Here is a 17,647-nt window from a genome sequence, read left to right as displayed (position 1 = left end):
GTCAGCGGCCGAAGAAGAACTTCGGACCCGCCCAGTCGAGCAGCCGCCGCAGCGCCACCGACAGCGCCAGGTAGATCAGCGTGGCGATGATGAAAGCCTCGAAGGCGCGGAAGTTGCGGCTCTGGATCAGGTTGGCCGCGTAGCTCAGCTCCTCGGTCGAGATCTGCCCGCACACGGCGGAGCCCAGCATCACGATGACGATCTGGCTCACCATCGCGGGCCACACCTTCTTCAGCGCCGGCGGCAGCACCACGCGCAGGAACACCTGCGACTTGCTCAGCGCCAGGCTCACGGCCGCCTCGATCTGCCCCTTGGGCGTGGCCTCGATGCCGGCGCGGATGATCTCGGTGGAATAGGCGCCCAGGTTCATCACCATCGCGATCACCGAAGCCACCTCCGGCGAAAGCTTGACGCCCGCCGCCGGCAGCCCGAAGAAGATGAAGAACAGCTGCACGATGAAGGGCGTGTTGCGGATCAGCTCCACATAGGTGCCCACGATGGCGCGCAGCCACTTCGGGCCGCCCGAGCGCGCCCATGCGCAGAAGGTGCCGACGATCATGCCCAGCACGGTGCCCACGGCGGTGAGGCCGACGGTCCACGCCACGCCGCGCAGCAGCAGCGGCCATTCGGCGAGCACCGCGCCAAAGTCAAACTCGATGTTCATGGCCGCGCAGTTCGATCAGACGGGCAGGTCGCCGGCTGCCTTGCCGAGCCACTTCTTCGACATGGCGTCCAGCGTGCCGTCCTTCTTGGCGGCGGCAATGATTTCGTTGACCTTGGTCTTCAACGCGGTTTCGCCCTTGGCAACGCCGACGAAGCAGGGGCTGTCTTTCAGCAGCAGCTTGAACTCGGCGCTCACCTTCGGATTCTTGGCGAGCATGTCGCCAGCAACCGCCGCGCTGGTCGCGAGGGTTTGCGTCTGGCCGGCCACGAAGGCGGCGATCGTCGCGTTGTTGTCCTCGAAGCGGCGGTAGTCGACGTTCGGCGGCGCCACCTTGTTCAGCTCCTGGTCTTCCATCGCGCCGCGCGTCACGGCGACGGTCTTGCCGGCCATGTCGGCGAAGCTGGTGAGCTTCATGCTCTTGGCGGCGTACACGGCCTGGAAGAAGGGCGCATAAGCCGACGTGAACTCGATCACCTTCTCGCGCTCCGGGTTCTTGCCGAGCGTGGAGATCACCAGGTCGGCCTTCCTGGTCTGCAGGTACGGAATGCGGTTGGCGCTGGTCACGGGCACCAGCTCGACCTTCACGCCGAGCTTGGCGGCGATGAGCTCGGCCATTTCAACGTCGAGGCCCTGCGGCTTCATGTTCTTGTCGACCGAGCCGTAGGGCGGGTAGTCGGTGGGCACTGCGATCTTGATGGTCTTGGCCTTGAGCACGTTGTCGAGCGCGTTCTGGGCGTACGCGCCGCCGGCCGAAGCCAGCATGGCGACTGAAGCAAGCGCAAGGGCGAGGTGGCGTTTGGATGCAGAGAAGGTCATAGCAAGGCTCCTAGGTAAGTCGAAGAATCTGAATCGGGGGACGCGGCGTCGGCAGCCTTGCGGCGCTTTTTGGCCTTGGGCGCCGGGGCGGCATTGGTGTTGTGCAGCGGCGCCAGCGCATCGCGCAGCTGCGCCAGCGGATCGGTGGGCGCCTGCACGCGCAGTGCCGACTGCACCGTGCCGATGTGCGCGGCCATCAATGCTTCGGCGGCGGCGTGGTCGCCGCGCTCCAGCGCCGCGACGATCTGCACGTGGTCTTCGCACGACTGCACCGCGTCGTGCGTGGACTGGTAGAGCATGGCGATCAGCGTGGTGCGCGCCGTGTAGTCGCGCAGCGTGTCGGCCAGCAGCGTGTTGCCCAGGCATTCGGCCAGGCACACATGGAAGTCGCCCAGCAGGAAGCTGCGGTTGCCGACGTCGCTTTCTTTCAGTGCGGCCTTTTCACGCTGGAGGTGCGCCTTCAATTGGCGCAGGGCGGTCTTCTCGATCCTTCCGGTGCTGCCCGCACTGCGGATGAGGCCCAGCTCAATGACGCGCCGCGCCTCGAAGGCCTCGCGCGCCTCGTCCTGCGAGGGCTCGATGACGAACCAGCCGCGCCGCGCGCTCACCGTGACGATGCCGCGCGCCGCCAGCCGCGTGAGGGCCTCGCGCACGATGGTGCGGCTGCAGTCGAACAGCATCGCCAGCTGCTGCTCGCCCAGGCGCGAACCCGGCGCGAGCTTCTGCGCCATCACCGCTTCGACGATGCGTGCACTGATTTCGGATGCGGAGATGGCCATAGGCCTGCATACCAGCAGCTTCTGTGCCAACTGGTATGCAAGATCTGTGCACCTAAATGGAACATGACCCCGAAAGGGGCGCGCGGGCTCAGCGCCGGGCTTGTCCCCGGCCCAGTGCGCTCGCCGGCAAGGCCACAAGCATGAGCAATGCCGACAGCACCAGGGCCCCGCTCAGCACGTAGAGGCTGAGGGTGAAGCCGCCCGTCAGCGTCTTCAGCGCGCCGACCATCATCGGCGCCACCAGCCCTGCGCTCCCGCCGATGGTGCTGATGAGCGCGATGCCCGCGGCCGCGGCGCTCTTCGACATGAAATTGCCGGGCACCGACCAGAGCACTGTGAACGCGGCGGAAATGCCCATGGCCGCCAGCGCCAGGCACAGCACGGCGGCAAAGGCGTTGTGCATGAAGAGCGTGGTCAGCGCCAGCCCGGCCGCGCCTACCACTGCGCTCAGCGCAAAGTGCCAGCGGCGCTCCTTGCACCGGTCCGAATGCCGCCCCACGACGATGTTGGCCGCAATGCCCGCCACCGCCGGAATGACTGAATAGAAGCCGATCTGCAGCGCGCTGAGCCCCATCGACTTCAGGATCGTGGGCTGCCAGAACGACATGGCGTAGATGCCCAGGATGATCAGGAACGACATGAAGCCGATCAGCCAGACCCGGGCGTCGCGCATGGCCGCACCGAAGGTGTGGCGCCCGGTGGCGCCGTTCGCGGCCTGGTCTTCGGCCAGCAGGCGCGCCACGCGCTGCTTCTCGGCTGCGGACAGCCAGGCCGCCTGCGACGGATTGTTCGACAGCCAGCGGAACGCCGCCACGCCCAGCAGCACGCTCGGAATGCCTTCGAGCAGGAACAGCCACTGCCAGCCGCGCAGCGACAGCACGCCGTCCAGGTAGGTCATGGTGAGCCCGGCGATCGGCCCTGCCACGATGGGCGCCGCGCCGAAAGCCATGAAGAACAGCGCGGTGGCCTGTGCGCGGCGGTGCGACGGGAACCACAGCGTCAGGTAGAACAGCACGCCCGGCGCGAAGCCGGCCTCGAACACGCCGATGAGAAAGCGCAGCACGTAGAACTGCGTGGGCGTGGTTGCGAACATCATCGCCGCCGATGCCAGCCCCCACAGGCCCATGATGCGCAGCAGCGTCGCGCGCACGCCGATCTTCGCGAGCATCAGGTTGCTCGGAATCTCGAACACCGCATAGCCGATGAAGAAGATGCCCGCGCCCAGGCCGAACACCGCGTCGCTGAAGCCCAGCTGGTCCTTCATCTGCAGCTGTGCATAGCCGACATTGGTGCGGTCGAGATAGTTCAGCACGTAGCAGGCGCACAGCAGCGGCATCAGGCGCCAGGTGATCTTGCGGAAGAGCGCGGCGTCGGTGGTGTCGGCCGGCGTGCGTGCGTCCGCGGCATCGAGGGTGGCGGTGTTCATCGTCTGTGTCTCCTTCTGTGTTGTTCCTGCGGCGGCGGCGTTTCAGGCGACGGTGGGCGTGCCGAAGCAGGTCTCGCCCCACAGGTGGCTGGCCGGCGCGCCCGGAAACAGCCAGTGCGGCGAGCATTCAGCCGACGGCACCACGTTGCTGAACCCGTGCGAGGACGAGGTGCCGGCGAGAGTCTTCTCCAGCACCATCGACAGGTACTGGTCGTTGCTGCTTTCCTGTGTGTTGCCGTTGAGGATCACCTCCGCGCCGGTAGCCTGCGCGTAGCGGCGGATGCCGTTGTGCCGCGACTGCAGCGGCGCCCAGCTGTCGGCCGCCACGCCGTTCTCGCTGCTCACGCGCAGGCCGTCGGCGATGCGGTAGACCAGCGAATGGTTGCCCTCTGTGTGGCCCGGCGTATGCACCAGCGCAAGGCCGCGGCCCAGCTGGATGCTGCCGTCGAAGGGCACGATGCGCTCGGCCGGCACGCCTTCGAGCCCGTGCGGGCAGTACCACTCGGCCTGCACCGGCAGCAAGCCTTGCACGCTGGCGAGTTCCTGGCGGTGCACCAGCAGCCTGGCGTTCGGCAGCAGGCCCGGCATGGCGGCGCTGCCGAGCCAGCGGCGTACGTCCTGCGTGTGCAGGTGGTCGTAGGTGATGAAGTCGACTTGCTCCGGCGCGACGCCGCAGCTTGCCAGCGCCTGCAGGACAGTCTGGTAGACCGGTGCGATGGCCTTGTGCAGAAATCTCGGCGTTTGCTCGCCCAGGCGCTTGAAGTAGGGCGTTTCGTTGCCGGCCTCGAAGTCGGCCGGCGTGAACAGCAGTGTGCGCAGGCGGCCCTCGAAGTCGTCGTACTGGATCAGCACGGTGCGCGCCAGCAGGTGGACCATGTGCGGCTTGAGCAGCTGCTGCGAATACACGCCGGTGAAGGCGAACCATGCGGGGTACGGAATGCGCAGCAGGTTGAAGCTGCGCGCGAAGCGCACCGGCGGCGCATCGAGCAGGCGTTCGCGCAGGCCTTCGGCTGAGCGGCGGATGGCGCGCAGGCGGTCTTGCGGCATGGCGGCGTCGCGGGTGCCGTCGAAATCCGCCAGGTGTGCGAAGCCGGTCGGGTCGGGGTCTCGGGTCATGGGAAGTTCTCCTTGGCTTTTGGTGCGCAGGCTCTCAATACATCGAGCGGCCGCCCGAAATGTCGAACACCGCGCCGGTGCTGAAAGAGCAGTCGTCCGACGCCAGCCATGCGGCCATCGCGGCCACCTCGTCGACCTCGACGAAGCGCCCCATCGGCACGCGCGAGAGCAGGGCGGTGCGCAGTTGCTCGCGGTGCTCGGCTGGCACAGCCGCGAACACTTCGGTGTCGGCCGCCGAGGGCGTGATGCAGTTCACCAGCACGCCCGATGCAGCCAGCTCCTTGCCGAGCGACTTGGTCAGCGAAATGAGCCCGGCCTTGGAGGCCGAGTAGGCGGCGTTGAAGCCGTTGCCCTCCTTGCCGGCAACCGAGGCGATGTTGACGATGCGGCCACGCCGGCGGGCGAGCATCACCGGTGCGACCGCGCGACAGCACAGCCACGCGCCCGTCAGGTTGACGTCGAGCACGTTGCGCCACTGCGCGGGCGTGTGCTCCCAGGCAGGCACGGTCGGGCCGAGCACGCCCGCGTTGTTCACGAGGATGTCAATGCCGCCGAAGCGTTCCTGCGACTGGGCGGCGGCACGGGCGACCTGGTCTTCGTCGCGCACGTCGACGACTGCCGAGGTGGCGGTGCCGAGCGGTGCGAGCGTTCGCAGCGCATTTGCCAGTACTGACGCATCGAGGTCCCACAGCGCGACGCTGGCGCCGGCCGCCAGATAGCGCCGCGCTATTGCAAGGCCGATGCCGCGCGCGCCGCCCGTCACGATGGCGTGGCGGCCTGCGAGCGCATCGTTGCGCAGCGCAGTCATGCAGCCGCCGCCTCGGGTGCGCGAGTTGCGGCTGGCTGCCCCAGCAACCCGCCTACCAGCGCGGCGACATGCTCCGCGGGCACACCGGCCAGCAGCTGCCGAAGCATCGTCAGCGTGTCGAAGTACACGCGCTCGCACACCAGCCGGTCGCCTTCGAAGATGAAGAACGCGTTCATGCGGCAGCGAAAGCTGTTGCCTGTCGGCGGCAGGCCTTTGAGCGGACCGCGGTGCGTGCCCAGCAGCCAGAACTCGACGACCACCGAATCGTCGGCGTGCCGCAACTGGATGATCTCGTGCCGCTGGTCGGGAAAGGCGCGGCGCGTGTCGGCGTAGTACTGGCGCACGTCGGCAATGCCGTCGTGCACTTCGCCGCTGGGAATCAGCTCGTAGTGCGGATGCGGGAAGGTGCCGAGCACGGCGTCGAAGTCTTGCCGGGTCTCGTCGGCGAAGTGATCGAGCACGAGGCGCTCGCGGCGGGCTTGAAGTTCGGTGCGTGGGGTGTTGTTGTCGTTCATCGGGGTGTGCTCCATGTGACAGGGATGACAGGTGACATCGGGTTGCTGCGAATGCGCAGGTCCGGGCTCGCTGCTTACTATCGGCACGCTCCCGCAACAAGACTGTCCGGTGTTGGCAATCGCCGCTCGGGACAAACCCGCGATGCCACGCACGCCCCCTTCATCCAACGCCACCGGCGCCGCGCCGGACGCGCAGCCGTCACCGGTGCACAACAGCGACATGCGGCTGGCCGGGGACGTGCAGCAGCGGCTGCTCGCCGTGGCGCACCGGCGCATGCTGGCGCGCGGCGAGTCGCTCTTTCACAAGGGGTCGTCGCCCGATGCGCTGTTCGGCGTGGTCAGCGGTTCGTTGCGCGTGAGCGTGGTCGCGCCGGGCGGGCGCGAGGCGGTGATCGCGATGCTCGAACCCGGCCACTGGTTCGGCGAGGTGTCGCTGCTGGTCGGGCGCGAGCGCGTCTACGACACCTGCGCGGCCGACACGACCGAGATGGCGGTGGTCGCGGCGGCCGATTTCCACCGGCTGGTGGCCGAGCACCCCGACGTGCACATGGCCTTCACCCGGCTGGTCTGCCTGAGGCTGCGCCAGGCGCTGGCGTGGATCGACGACGTGATCCTGATGCCGCTGCAGGTGCGGCTCGCGCACCGGCTGCTCACGCTGGACGCGCGCGCCCAAAGCCCGGGCGAGGGCGGCGGCACGCTGCTGGGCATGTCGCAGGAAGACCTGTCGTTCATGCTCGGCGTGTCGCGCCAGAGCGTGAACCGGCAATTGAAGCTGTGGGAAGAAGACGGCACGCTGCGCGTGCGCTACCGGGGCATCGAACTGCTGGACCGCGCGCAGCTGGAGCGGCACGCCGCAACGCCGCGCTGAGCCGCGCTGAAGGCGTGCGGAATCAGTCCATCCGCGCGCCCGACGCCTTCACGGCCTTTTCCCAGCGCGGCGTTTCCGTCGCCAGGAAGCGCCCGAAATCCTCGCTGCCCAGGAAGGCCGGGTCTGCGCCCTGGCTCACCATGCGGTCGCGCACCTCGGGGTTGTTCAGCACCTGCCTGAATGCGTCGCTGAGTTTGGCGACCACGTCTTTCGGCGTGTCCTTCGGCGCGAAGAAGCCATAGAAGCCCACCACCTCGAAGCCCTTGACGCCCGACTCGATCACGGTCGGTACGTCGGGCAGGGCGGGGTTGCGCTCGCGGCTGGTCACGGCCAGTGCGCGCACCTTGCCCTGCTTGTGATAGTTGGCGGCTTGCGGAATCGACTCGGCCATGAACTGCACCTGCCCGCCCATCAGGTCGGTGAAGGCCGGCGCACTGCCGCGGTAGGGGATGTGCACCATGAAGATGCCCGTCGCGGTCTTGAACATCTCGGGCACCAGGTGGCTGATGCCGCCGTTGCCGGCCGAGCCGTAGTTGACCTGGCCGGGCCGCGCCTTGGCGTAGTCGACGAACTGCTTGAGGTTCTGCACCGGCAGCTTGGGCGTGACCAGCAGCGCCAGCGGCTGCATGGCGGTGCGCGCGATGGGCACGAAGTCGCGCTGCGTGTTGTAGGGCAGCTTGCTGTAGAGCGCGCCGTTGATGACGGCCACGCCGGTGTTGGCCAGCATCAGCGTGTAGCCGTCGGCCGGGCTCTTGGCGACTGCGTCGGCGCCCACCGAGCCGCCCGCGCCGGGCTTGTAGTCGACGATCAGCGGCTGGCCGAGCACGGCCTGCAGCTTGTCGGTTAGCAGGCGCGCGTGCTGGTCGAGCGGGCCGCCGGCCGGAAAGCCGATGACGACCTTGATCGGCTTGTCGGGGTAGGCCGCCATCGCGGCCGTGCCGAGGGCGAAAGAAAGGACCGCGAGCGCGGTCCGGGCAGGCTTGTTCATGATCCGTCTCCTTTTTATTGGGAGACGATCATAAGCAGCGCACTCAGCTGGCTAGCGTGGCCTTCAGCGTGATCTCGGGCACGCTCGCCAGCGCTTTCGACAGCGGGCAGCCGGCCTTGGCGGCAGCCGCGATCTGCTGGAACCTGGCTTCGTCGAGGTTCGGCACGGAGGCGTCGAGTTCGAGCGCAATACGGTCGATCTTGAAGCCGTCGCCGTCCTTGGCCAGCCGCACGGCGGCCCTGGTGTCGATCTTCGTGGCGGCCAGGCCTTCTCTTTCGAGCGCGAAGGCGAAGGCCATCGTGAGGCAGGCGGCATGCGCCGCGCCGACGATTTCCTCGGGGTTGGTGCCGCGCTTGTCGTCCTCGAAGCGGCTGGCGAAGCCGTAGGGGTAGTCTTTCAGGGCGCCGGTCTCGGTGCTGACCTGGCCCTTGCCGGTTTTGCCGGCGCCTTCCCAGTGAACGCTTGCGTGCTTTTCTGCTGCCATGTGAGTTCCTTCATTCGGTGGGTGGGAGGCTGACAGGTATCGCGCGGAAGGCGGCCCGTGTCTGTAGTCGCAAGGCGCGAGAGCAGAAGGTTGCGCATGTGAGAAGAAATGGCGTCACCTAGGCGACGCTCCGGGGGCTTCCCCGATGGGAGCGGCGGCCTTGGCGGCTTAGGCTGGCGGGCTGTCGCGCTTTTCTTTGTCCCGCCTGTACTCACCATGCAACAACGCCCGCATTACAAGTTCTGGCCCAAACGCCTCCCGCATTCGATTACCGTCCCCGCCACCTCCCTCTGGCACAACCTGGCCACCTCGGCCGCACGCTATCCCGACAAGCCCGCGCTCGTGTTCTTCGGCCGCGTGATCAGCTACCGCGAGTTCGCCGCCCAGGCCGAGCGCCTGGCTGGCACGCTGCATGCGCTGGGCGTGAAGCGCGGCGACCGCGTGATCCTGGACATGCAGAACTGCCCGCAGCTGGTGATCGCACATTTCGCGATCCTGCGCGCCAATGCGGTGGTGGTGCCGGTCAACCCGATGAACCGGGCCGAGGAGCTCAAGCACTACATCACCGATCCCGACGCCAAGGTGGCCATCATCACCGGCGACCTGGCGCCCGAATTGGCCAAGGCCAGCAATGCGCTGCCACCCGAGCATCGGCTCGCCCACATGATCGTGACCCAGTTCACCGACGCCTTCGACGCCGACGCGTCGGGCGACGACGCCCCGGCCCCCGCCTGGAAAGACTGGCTCACCACCCGCCATCCGCTGCCCGCGCTGGACGGCGGCAAGGTCATCGCCTGGACCGACGCGCTCGAGGCCGGTCATCCGCCGCCCGAGCACGTGGTGGGCGCCGACGACATGGCGCTGCTGCCCTACACCAGCGGCACCACCGGCCTGCCCAAGGGCTGCATCCACCACCATTCGAGCCTGATGCACAACGCGGTCTCCGGCCAGATGTGGGGCGGGTCGACCTCGGAGACGGTGGTGCTGGCCGTGGTGCCCATGTTCCACATCACCGGCGTGGTGAGCATGATGCACACGGCCATCCTCGCAGCGGCCACGCTGATCATCATGCCGCGCTGGGACCGCGACGTGGCCGGCCGGCTGATCTCGCGCTGGAAGGTAACGGCCTGGACCAACATCCCGACCATGGTCATCGACCTCATGGCCAGCCCCAACTTCGCGAGCTATGACCTGTCGAGCATGACCTACATCGGCGGTGGTGGCGCGGCGATGCCGCAGGCCGTGGCGCAGCGCCTGCTCGAGCAGTACGGGCTGAAGTACCAGGAGGGCTACGGCCTCACTGAAACCGCCGCGCCCTCGCACACCAACCCGTCGGACCATCCCAAGCAGCAATGCCTGGGCATTCCGTTCATGAGCACCGACGCGCGCGTGGTCGACCCCGACACGCTGAAGGAGATGCCCATCGGCGAATCAGGCGAGATCATCATCCACGGCCCCGAGGTGTTCCAGGGCTACTGGAAGCGCCCCGATGCCACGGCCGCCGCATTCGTCGAGTTCGAGGGCAAGCGCTTCTTCCGCTCGGGCGACATGGGCCGCATGGACGAGGACGGCTACTTCTTCATCACCGACCGTCTCAAGCGAATGATCAACGCGAGCGGCTTCAAGGTGTGGCCGGCCGAGGTCGAACTGCTGATGTTTCGCCACCCCGCGATTCAGGAGGCCTGCGTCATCTCGACCAAGGACGACTACCGCGGCGAGTCGGTCAAGGCCGTCGTGGTGCTGCGCGCCACGCACAAGGACACGACCGAGCAGCAGATCATCGACTGGTGCCGCGAGAACATGGCTGTCTACAAGATTCCGCGCAAGGTGCAGTTCGTCGATGCGCTGCCGAAGAGCGGCAGCGGGAAGGTGATGTGGCGGTTGCTGCAGGAGGACGAGAACGCGGCGAAGTGAGCGCGCTTCACTTGATGAGGCCCAGCGACTTCAGCAGCGCCCCCGCCTCCGTGCGTCCGTTCGGAGTGATGGACTGCGAGGCCACCGCCTTGCCCAGGTAGTCCACCACCTTGTGCCGATTCTGGTTCGGCCCTTCCCACAGGAAGAGCCGTCCCAGCTCCAGCGCCGCATCGCCGTCGCCCTGCGCATAGGCCTTCTCGAACCAGAAGCGCGCCCAGCGGAAATTGCCCTCGTCGCGGTAGCAGATGGCGAGGTTGGCGCACCCCGCCACGTCGCCCGCCTTGGCGGCCTTGCGGTACCAGTCGCGCGCGGCCGCGGGGTTCTTCTTCACGCCGATGCCATGGTCGAGGAAATAGCCGACGCTGTTGAGCGCGTGGGTCTCGCCCGCGGCCGCGGCCTTGAGGAACAGCGAGAGGGCCTTCTTGTGCGCGCCAGCGTCCCATGCGTCGTTGGCCGCGAGGAACCAGTCGTCCTGGGTAGGTTCTTGCATGGTGCGTGCTCTCCTTCGAAGCGTGGTTCAAAAGAAAAAGTCTGTGTACCGATCGGTTCCGCCGGGTGGATCACTTAGCCTCGATCGGTCCTGCCATTCTGCCTATCTCGCCGCTTCTTCATGCATTCACGCGCGCTGCTGCTTTCCTGCCTTCTTGCCTTTTCTCCCTTCCTGAGCCAAGCCGCTCCCCGTACCTGCCTCGTCGTGGGCATCAGCGACGGCGACACGCTCACCGCTCGCTGCGGCCGCATCGGCGCCTACGAGCGCGTGAAGGTGCGTATCGCCGCCATCGACGCGCCCGAAAAAGCCCAGCCCTACGGCCAGCGCAGCAAGCAGGCGCTGAGCAACATCTGCTTTCGCGAGCAGGCGCTCATCACCGAGATCGACACCGACCGCTATGGCCGCACGGTGGCCGACGTGCGCTGCAACGGTGAGGACGCCGGCAGCCGCATGGTGTCCGAAGGCTGGGCCTGGGTGTACGACTACAACCACCTGGCCACCAAACGCGGCGGCGGGCTGTTCAAGCTGCAGGACAGCGCGCGTGCCCGGCACGCCGGCCTGTGGGCCGACTCGAAGCCGACGCCGCCCTGGGACTGGCGCAAGCGCCAGCGCGGCGAGCAGCCGCATTGGGGCGGCTTCTTCTAAGTTCCTGTTACAGGCCCGTGTCATGCGGAATTCACGAGGCGGCGACACTATGCCCGGCTCCGTAACCCCACGACGACAAGAGCATGGCCAAAGACTTCGCCCGCATGGAGGACTCCAACCCGTCCGCCAATCCCACGATCCACGAAGTGTCCGACCCGAAGCGTCGCATGCTCGTGCAAGGCGGCCTCGCTGCCGCGATTGCGGGGCTGTTCGGCCCGCTGGCCGGGTGTGCGGCAACAGGCGGCACGGCGGGTTCGCTGGGCCGTGCCATCGGTTTCAAGAGCGTGCCGATGGCCGCCGTCGACACCGTGGTCGTGCCCGAGGGCTACAGCACCCAGGTGCTCTACCGCTGGGGCGACGCCACCGGCATCGCGGGCGCCATGCCCGCCTTCAAGACCGACGGCTCCAACACCGCTGAAGAGCAGGCGCTGCAGGCCGGCATGCACCACGACGGCATGGCCTTCTTTCCGATCGATGGCTCCAACCGCGGCCTGCTGGTGCTGAACCACGAATACGTCGACGACGGCCTGCTGCACACCGACGGCATGAAGACCTGGACGCCCGAGAAGGTGCGCAAGTCGATGAATGCGCACGGCGTGTCGGTCATCGAGCTGCAGCGCGACGGCGGCAAGTGGACGCAGCTTGCACCCTCGCGCTTCGCGCGCCGCATCACCGCCCTGACGCCGATGACGCTCACCGGCCCCGCAGCCGGCCACGCCATGCTGCGCACCGCCGCCGACCCGTCGGGCACGCAGGTGCTGGGTACCTTCAACAACTGCTCGAACGGCCACACGCCGTGGGGCACGTACCTGACCTGCGAAGAAAACTTCGCCGACTACTTCGAAGGCACCGACACGCCCGACGCCCACCAGAAGCGCTGGGGCATCAGGAAGGGCAATGGCGCGAAGTACCGCTGGCACGAGCATGAAGCGCGCTTCGACGTGTCGAAGAACCCGAACGAATCGAACCGCTACGGCTGGGTGGTCGAGATCGATCCGCAAGACCCCACCTCGACGCCGCGCAAGCGCACCGCGCTCGGCCGCGCCGCCCACGAAGGCGCCGCCACCGCGCTCACCAACGACGGCCGCGCCGTCATCTACATGGGCGAAGACTCGCGCTTCGAGTACATCTACAAGTTCGTGAGCCGCGACAGCGTCAAGCCCGGCGGCGCCGCGGCCAACCGAGACCTGCTCGACCACGGCACGCTGTACGTCGGCCGCTTCGACGTGGACGGCACCGGCGAATGGCTGCCGTTGGTGCAGGGAAAGAACGGCCTGGTGGCCGACAAGGGCTTCACCACGCAAGGCGACGTGCTCATCAAGGCACGCCAGGCTAGCGACCTGCTTGGCGCCACCAAGATGGACCGCCCCGAGTGGACCACCGTAGACCCGCTCACCAAGGAGGTCTACTGCACGCTGACCAACAACAGCAACCGCGGCGCCGCCGGCCAGCCCTTCATGGACGCGGCCAATCCGCGCTCCAACAACACGATGGGCCAGATCATCCGCTGGAAGGAAACCGGCGACCTCGACGCGACCAAGTTCGCCTGGAACCACCTCGTGCTCGCGGGCGACCCGAAGCAGACGCGCTATGAAGCACAGGGCAACATCAAGGGCGACACCTTCGGCAGCCCCGACGGCCTGATGGTCGATGCGCGCGGCGTGCTGTGGATCGAGACCGACGTGTCGACTTCCACGCTGGGCAAGGGCGAGTACGCCAACCTGCCCAACAACCAGATGCTGGCCTGCGACCCGACCAAGGGCGAAATCCGCCGCTTCCTGCTCGGCCCGGCCGGCTGCGAGATCACCGGGCTCACGGCCACGCCGGATCTGCGCACGCTGTTCATCAACATCCAGCACCCGGGCGAGCCGGCCAACGAGCGCAGCGACCCGGATCGTCCGCTCGCCGTGTCGAAGTGGCCCGACGGCGCGGGCCGTCCGCGCTCGGCAACCATCGCCATCACCAAGAACGACGGCGGCGTGATCGGGACCTGATGGAGTAGGGTGGGTTGGCGGTGCTCAGCAGGAGCCGCCGACCCAGCAGCGCAGCGAGGGCACGAACAGGCCCACGACGAAAGTGATGGCGCAGAAGACCAGCAGGATCAGCGCCGCCATGCGCAGCCCCTCGGCGCTCCAGCGCGGCGCGAAGTTGCTGACAAGGCCCGAGGCGAAACTGCCTTCGAGCCGTTCGGCACCGCCCCAGCGCAGCACCCAGAGGCAGAAGAGCGCTTCGGCGGCATGCACCGCGATCCACAAGGCCAGCGACATTTCGCGTGATCTCCTTCTTCAGGACTCGCTCTTGCCCTGCACGTCTGCCACCACGCGCGCATTGCGCTGGAAGCTCCAGTAGGCGCCTGCCCAGTCCATCATCACGACGATGCGGTTGCGAAAGCCGATCAGGAAGTACGCGTGCGCGAACAGCCAGAACAGCCACGCGAGCCGGCCACTGAAGCGCAGCGGGCCGAAGGGCGTGCCCAGGTCGACCACCGCCGAGTTGCGGCCGATGGTCGCGAGGTTGCCGTAGTCCGCATAGCGGAACGGCACCGTCGGCTGGCCCGCGATACGGCGCAGGATGTTGGCGGCCGCTGCGCGCCCCATCTGCTTGGCGCCGGGCGACACGCCGGGCACGGGCTTGGGCGGCTTGCCGGGCGCATGGCTCATGGCGGCGGCGAGGTCGCCGACCACGCTGATCTCAGGATGGCCCGCCAGGCTCAGGTCGGGCTCGACCTTGATGCGGCCCGCGCGATCGCATTCGACGCCGGTGGCCGTGCCCAGCATGCGGCCCAGCGGCGAGGCCGCCACACCCGCCGCCCACACCACGCAGCTGCTATCGATTCGGTAGCTGGCGACCGGTGCACCGTCTGCGCCACCACCGGTCTGCACTTCGAGCCCGGTGGCATCGATGGACGTCACGCGCGCGTTGAGCCGCACTTCGACGCCCAGTTTCTCCAGCTGTTCGAGCGCCTTCTGGCTCAGCGACTCGGGCATGGCCTGCAGCACGCGCGGGCCGCCTTCGACCAGCAGCACCTGTGCGCTGGCGGGGTCGATGTGGCGGAACTCGCCCGACAGCGTGTGCTTGGCGATCTCGGCCAGCGTGCCGGCCATCTCGACGCCCGTGGGGCCGGCGCCGATCACCACGAAGGTGAGCAGGGCGCGGCGGCGCTCCAGGTCGGCCGCGACCTCGGCGCTCTCGAACGACAGCAGCACGCGGCGGCGGATCTCGAAGGCATCGGCCAGCGTCTTCAGGCCCGGGGCCATGGGCGCCCATTCGTCGTGCCCGAAATAGCTGTGCGTGGCACCGGCCGCGACGATCAGGTGGTCGTACGGCACGCGGTCCCCATTGGCCAGTTGCACCGATCGCGTGGCCGGATCGATGCCGCCCACCTCGCCCAGCAGCGTCGTGATGTTCGGCTGCTTGCGGAACAGCGCGCGCACCGGCGCCGCGATCGACGGCGCGGCGAGCCCGGCGGTTGCCACCTGGTACAGCAGCGGCTGGAACAGGTGGTGGTTGGTCTTGTCGATCACCGTCACGTCCACGTCGGCGCTCTGCAGCTTGCGTGCCGCTTCGAGTCCGCCGAATCCGCAGCCGACGATGACGACTTTGGGCCTGCCCGAGGGGTTGGTCGTTTGCATCGCACGGATGATACGCAGCCGCCTGCAAGGCCTCGAATCTTGTGCCACAGTGGCTGCCCTTTGCCGAAGTGCCGGCGGCAGGGCGGCGGCGTTTTGTCCTACGCGCCGCCGCAGCCCGGATGGGCTAAAACTTGCGGCTGACCCGACTGGAGACCCCATGACGCTTTCCCGGCCGATCACACAGGCGGCGAGCACACTGCGCGACAGGTTTCGCGAGGTGCGCGCTACGAGCCTGGCGCTTGCCGCTCCGCTTTCCGCCGAAGACCAGTGCATCCAGTCGATGCCCGACGCGAGCCCGACCAAGTGGCACCTCGCGCACACCACGTGGTTCTTCGAGACCGTGCTGCTGCAGCCGCATTCCGGCGGCTACCAGCCCTTCGATGCACGTTTTCATTACCTCTTCAACTCGTATTACGAGGCACTCGGGCCGCGGCATCCGAGGCCGCAGCGCGGACTGCTGACGCGGCCTTCGGTAGACGAGGTGCATGCCTACCGCCGGCACGTTGACGAGGCTGTGGTCGCGCTGCTCGAAGAGAGCGGGCTCGACTGGGCTACCGTCGAGCCCATCGTCACGCTCGGGCTGAACCACGAGCAGCAGCACCAGGAACTGCTGCTCACCGACATCCTGCACGCGCTGTCGTGCAACCCGCTGCTGCCGGCCTACAAGCCCGCGAGCGGGCCCGCGCTGCGGCTGGCTGCCGTGCCGCCTGCGGTGCGCTGGATCGAACAAGCCGGCGGCGTACTCGAAGTGGGGTTCGCGGGGCCGGGCTTTTCCTTCGACAACGAGACCCCGCGCCACAAGGCCCTGCTGCAGCCCTATGCGATTGCCGACCGGCTGGTGAACTGCGGCGACTACGCGCAGTTCATCGCGGACGGCGGCTATCAACGGGCCGAGCTCTGGCTGTCCGATGGCTGGGCTGCCGTGCAGGCGAACGGTTGGAGGCATCCGGCGTACTGGCTCGAGCCGGACGATCCACGCCTTGGCCTTGGCGCACAGCAACAGCAGGGCAACGCAGGCTGGCAAGTGTTCGGCCTGCACGGCGTGCGGCCGATGGAGGCCGATGCACCCGTATCGCAGCTCAGTTTCTATGAAGCCGCCGCGTACGCCGAATGGGCCGGCGCGCGACTGCCGACCGAATTCGAATGGGAAGCCGCGTTCGACGCACCCGGCATCTCGCAGATGACGGGGCATGTCTGGCAATGGACGCGTTCGTCGTACGACCCGTATCCCGGCTTCCGTCCCATGCCTGGCATCGCGGCCGAATACAACGGCAAGTTCATGGTGGGGCAACTGGTGCTGCGAGGCGGCAGCGTGGCCACGCCGGCAGGGCACACGCGGCCCAGCTATCGCAACTTCTTTCCGCCGGCGGCGCGCTGGCAGTTCTCGGGGCTGCGGCTCGCGAAAGACCTTTGATCATGCGCAATCCAACTTCTTCCTCGTCGCTGTCGTTCGCGCCTGCTGCGCAGCCGCGTGTTTCTTCTTCTTCCACGGCCGCGACGCCGTTGTCCGAGTTCGGGCGGGAGATGCAGGCAGGACTTGCGCGGTCGCCACGCAGCATCTCGCCGAAGTTTTTCTACGACGCGGCGGGGTCGCAGCTGTTCGACCGCATCTGCGAGCTGCCGGAGTACTACCCGACGCGCACCGAGCTGCGCATTCTTGGCGAATGCGCCGGGGAGATCGCCGAACAGATCGGGCCGAACGCGGAGATCGTGGAGTTCGGGGCGGGGTCGCTCACGAAGGTGCGGCTGCTGCTCGATGCGCTGCAGGCGCCGAAGCGCTATCTGCCCATCGATATCTCAGGGGAGCACCTGGAGGCTGCGGCCGAGCGGTTGAAAGCGGACTATCCGAAGCTGGTGGTGCAGCCCATTGCTGCGGACTACACGATGCCTTTGGTGCTGCCTGCGCCTATGGCTGGTTCGGGGCGGCGAGTCGGGTTTTTTCCGGGGTCGACGATCGGGAACTTCGAGCCTGAGGAGGCGCTGGCCTTTTTGCAGCTGGCTGCGCGGATGTTGCGTGGGGGTGGGCTGCTGATTGGCGTGGATCTGGTGAAGGATCCGGGGCGCTTGCATGCGGCCTACAACGATGCGCAAGGGGTTACGGGGGAGTTCAATCTCAATCTGCTGCGTCGGGCGAATGCCGAGCTGGATGCGGACTTCGATGTCGATGGGTTTGCGCATGCGGCGTTCTACAACGCGCCTCGGCAGCGGATCGAGATGCATCTTGTTAGCCGGCGGGCTCAGAGCGTTTCGTTGAATGGGGAACGGTTTGGGTTTGAGGAGGGCGAGACTATTCATACTGAGTACTCGCATAAGTTCACTGTTGAAGGGCTTCGGGCTTTGGCTGCTCGGGCTGGGTTTCGGCCTGCTGCGGTTTGGACGGATCCTGAGAAGCTCTTTAGCGTTCACTGGTTGGCTGCCTAGTTTTTGTTCCGGGGCCGGGACTCGCCCCGGCGGGCGACCTACTTTTCTTTGCTTCGCCAAAGAAAAGTAGGCAAAAGAAAG

The 17,647-nt window shown here is 67.3% G+C and carries 18 protein-coding genes; 6 read left to right on the top strand and 12 right to left on the bottom strand.

Features of this window, described 5'->3' with window-relative positions; translation table 11 throughout:
• Nucleotide 1 precedes the first annotated feature (1 nt).
• The 7 genes from AC07O3_RS23645 to AC07O3_RS23615 all read right to left on the bottom strand — a co-directional run bounded on the left by AC07O3_RS23645 (nucleotide 2) and on the right by AC07O3_RS23615 (nucleotide 6,124).
• Nucleotides 2-664 (bottom strand): amino acid ABC transporter permease, encoded by a 663-nt coding sequence (locus tag AC07O3_RS23645; protein WP_093058300.1) that lies wholly within the window; start codon nucleotides 662-664, stop codon nucleotides 2-4.
• A gap of 15 nt (nucleotides 665-679) precedes the next feature.
• Nucleotides 680-1,480: a transporter substrate-binding domain-containing protein gene (locus AC07O3_RS23640; protein WP_093078781.1), complete on the bottom strand. Its 801-nt coding sequence runs from the start codon at nucleotides 1,478-1,480 to the stop codon at nucleotides 680-682.
• Nucleotides 1,477-2,259, bottom strand: a complete 783-nt coding sequence (locus tag AC07O3_RS23635) for a GntR family transcriptional regulator (RefSeq protein ID WP_495340471.1) — start codon at nucleotides 2,257-2,259, stop codon at nucleotides 1,477-1,479. Before AC07O3_RS23635 ends, AC07O3_RS23640 begins: the two co-directional genes overlap by 4 nt.
• Before the next feature lie 88 nt (nucleotides 2,260-2,347).
• Entirely contained in the window at nucleotides 2,348-3,685 is a 1,338-nt protein-coding gene (locus AC07O3_RS23630) for an MFS transporter (protein ID WP_495340470.1), read from the bottom strand.
• Between the two features lie 42 nt (nucleotides 3,686-3,727).
• On the bottom strand, nucleotides 3,728-4,801 hold the full coding sequence (locus tag AC07O3_RS23625) for an MBL fold metallo-hydrolase (protein WP_495340469.1): 1,074 nt from the start codon (nucleotides 4,799-4,801) through the stop codon (nucleotides 3,728-3,730).
• Nucleotides 4,802-4,835: 34 nt separating this feature from the next.
• Entirely contained in the window at nucleotides 4,836-5,609 is a 774-nt protein-coding gene (locus AC07O3_RS23620) for an SDR family NAD(P)-dependent oxidoreductase (protein WP_495340468.1), read from the bottom strand.
• Nucleotides 5,606-6,124 carry an ester cyclase gene (locus tag AC07O3_RS23615; protein WP_093058326.1) on the bottom strand — a complete coding sequence of 173 codons (519 nt, stop codon included), beginning with the start codon at nucleotides 6,122-6,124 and terminating at the stop codon, nucleotides 5,606-5,608. The genes AC07O3_RS23620 and AC07O3_RS23615 overlap by 4 nt, the downstream gene beginning before the upstream one ends.
• A 142-nt stretch (nucleotides 6,125-6,266) precedes the next feature.
• Between AC07O3_RS23615 and AC07O3_RS23610 the strand changes: the two genes are divergently transcribed.
• The gene (locus tag AC07O3_RS23610) at nucleotides 6,267-6,992 is read left to right on the top strand and encodes a Crp/Fnr family transcriptional regulator (RefSeq protein WP_495340467.1); all 726 of its coding nucleotides are present in this window, start codon (nucleotides 6,267-6,269) and stop codon (nucleotides 6,990-6,992) included.
• A gap of 22 nt (nucleotides 6,993-7,014) precedes the next feature.
• Here AC07O3_RS23610 and AC07O3_RS23605 read toward each other — a convergent pair whose 3' ends face one another.
• Entirely contained in the window at nucleotides 7,015-7,980 is a 966-nt protein-coding gene (locus AC07O3_RS23605; RefSeq protein WP_495340466.1) for a Bug family tripartite tricarboxylate transporter substrate binding protein, read from the bottom strand.
• Nucleotides 7,981-8,023: 43 nt separating this feature from the next.
• Nucleotides 8,024-8,464 (bottom strand): OsmC family protein, encoded by a 441-nt coding sequence (locus tag AC07O3_RS23600; RefSeq protein WP_426392129.1) that lies wholly within the window; start codon nucleotides 8,462-8,464, stop codon nucleotides 8,024-8,026.
• A gap of 216 nt (nucleotides 8,465-8,680) precedes the next feature.
• Between AC07O3_RS23600 and AC07O3_RS23595 the strand changes: the two genes are divergently transcribed.
• Nucleotides 8,681-10,378 carry a long-chain fatty acid--CoA ligase gene (locus AC07O3_RS23595; RefSeq protein ID WP_489017135.1) on the top strand — a complete coding sequence of 566 codons (1,698 nt, stop codon included), beginning with the start codon at nucleotides 8,681-8,683 and terminating at the stop codon, nucleotides 10,376-10,378.
• 7 nt (nucleotides 10,379-10,385) lie between these two features.
• On the opposite strand, the gene AC07O3_RS23590 is transcribed toward AC07O3_RS23595, so the two are convergent.
• Nucleotides 10,386-10,868 (bottom strand): tetratricopeptide repeat protein, encoded by a 483-nt coding sequence (locus tag AC07O3_RS23590; RefSeq protein ID WP_093058310.1) that lies wholly within the window; start codon nucleotides 10,866-10,868, stop codon nucleotides 10,386-10,388.
• A 120-nt stretch (nucleotides 10,869-10,988) separates the two neighbouring features.
• Here AC07O3_RS23590 and AC07O3_RS23585 point away from each other — a divergent pair, with 120 nt between their 5' ends.
• Together AC07O3_RS23585 and AC07O3_RS23580 are read left to right on the top strand one after the other, a co-directional pair.
• Nucleotides 10,989-11,513, top strand: a complete 525-nt coding sequence (locus tag AC07O3_RS23585; protein WP_093078768.1) for a thermonuclease family protein — start codon at nucleotides 10,989-10,991, stop codon at nucleotides 11,511-11,513.
• Between the two features lie 83 nt (nucleotides 11,514-11,596).
• The gene (locus tag AC07O3_RS23580) at nucleotides 11,597-13,507 is read left to right on the top strand and encodes a PhoX family protein (protein WP_495340465.1); all 1,911 of its coding nucleotides are present in this window, start codon (nucleotides 11,597-11,599) and stop codon (nucleotides 13,505-13,507) included.
• Nucleotides 13,508-13,531: 24 nt separating this feature from the next.
• On the opposite strand, the gene AC07O3_RS23575 is transcribed toward AC07O3_RS23580, so the two are convergent.
• Both AC07O3_RS23575 and AC07O3_RS23570 read right to left on the bottom strand, forming a co-directional pair.
• Complete coding sequence (locus tag AC07O3_RS23575; RefSeq protein WP_097199583.1) at nucleotides 13,532-13,780, bottom strand: hypothetical protein; 249 nt, start codon at nucleotides 13,778-13,780, stop codon at nucleotides 13,532-13,534.
• Nucleotides 13,781-13,798: 18 nt separating this feature from the next.
• Nucleotides 13,799-15,145: an NAD(P)/FAD-dependent oxidoreductase gene (locus AC07O3_RS23570; protein WP_093058314.1), complete on the bottom strand. Its 1,347-nt coding sequence runs from the start codon at nucleotides 15,143-15,145 to the stop codon at nucleotides 13,799-13,801.
• Between the two features lie 157 nt (nucleotides 15,146-15,302).
• Here AC07O3_RS23570 and egtB point away from each other — a divergent pair, with 157 nt between their 5' ends.
• Nucleotides 15,303-16,559 carry an ergothioneine biosynthesis protein EgtB gene (gene egtB / locus AC07O3_RS23565; protein ID WP_495340464.1) on the top strand — a complete coding sequence of 419 codons (1,257 nt, stop codon included), beginning with the start codon at nucleotides 15,303-15,305 and terminating at the stop codon, nucleotides 16,557-16,559.
• Nucleotides 16,560-16,669: 110 nt separating this feature from the next.
• The gene (gene egtD, locus AC07O3_RS23560) at nucleotides 16,670-17,566 is read left to right on the top strand and encodes an L-histidine N(alpha)-methyltransferase (protein ID WP_256329591.1); all 897 of its coding nucleotides are present in this window, start codon (nucleotides 16,670-16,672) and stop codon (nucleotides 17,564-17,566) included.
• Nucleotides 17,567-17,647 lie beyond the last annotated feature (81 nt).

It is taken from the genome of Variovorax sp. GW821-FHT09D05 (assembly GCF_059416325.1).
Note: the sequence above shows the minus strand (reverse complement) of the source record. Positions and strands in the feature narration are given on the sequence as shown.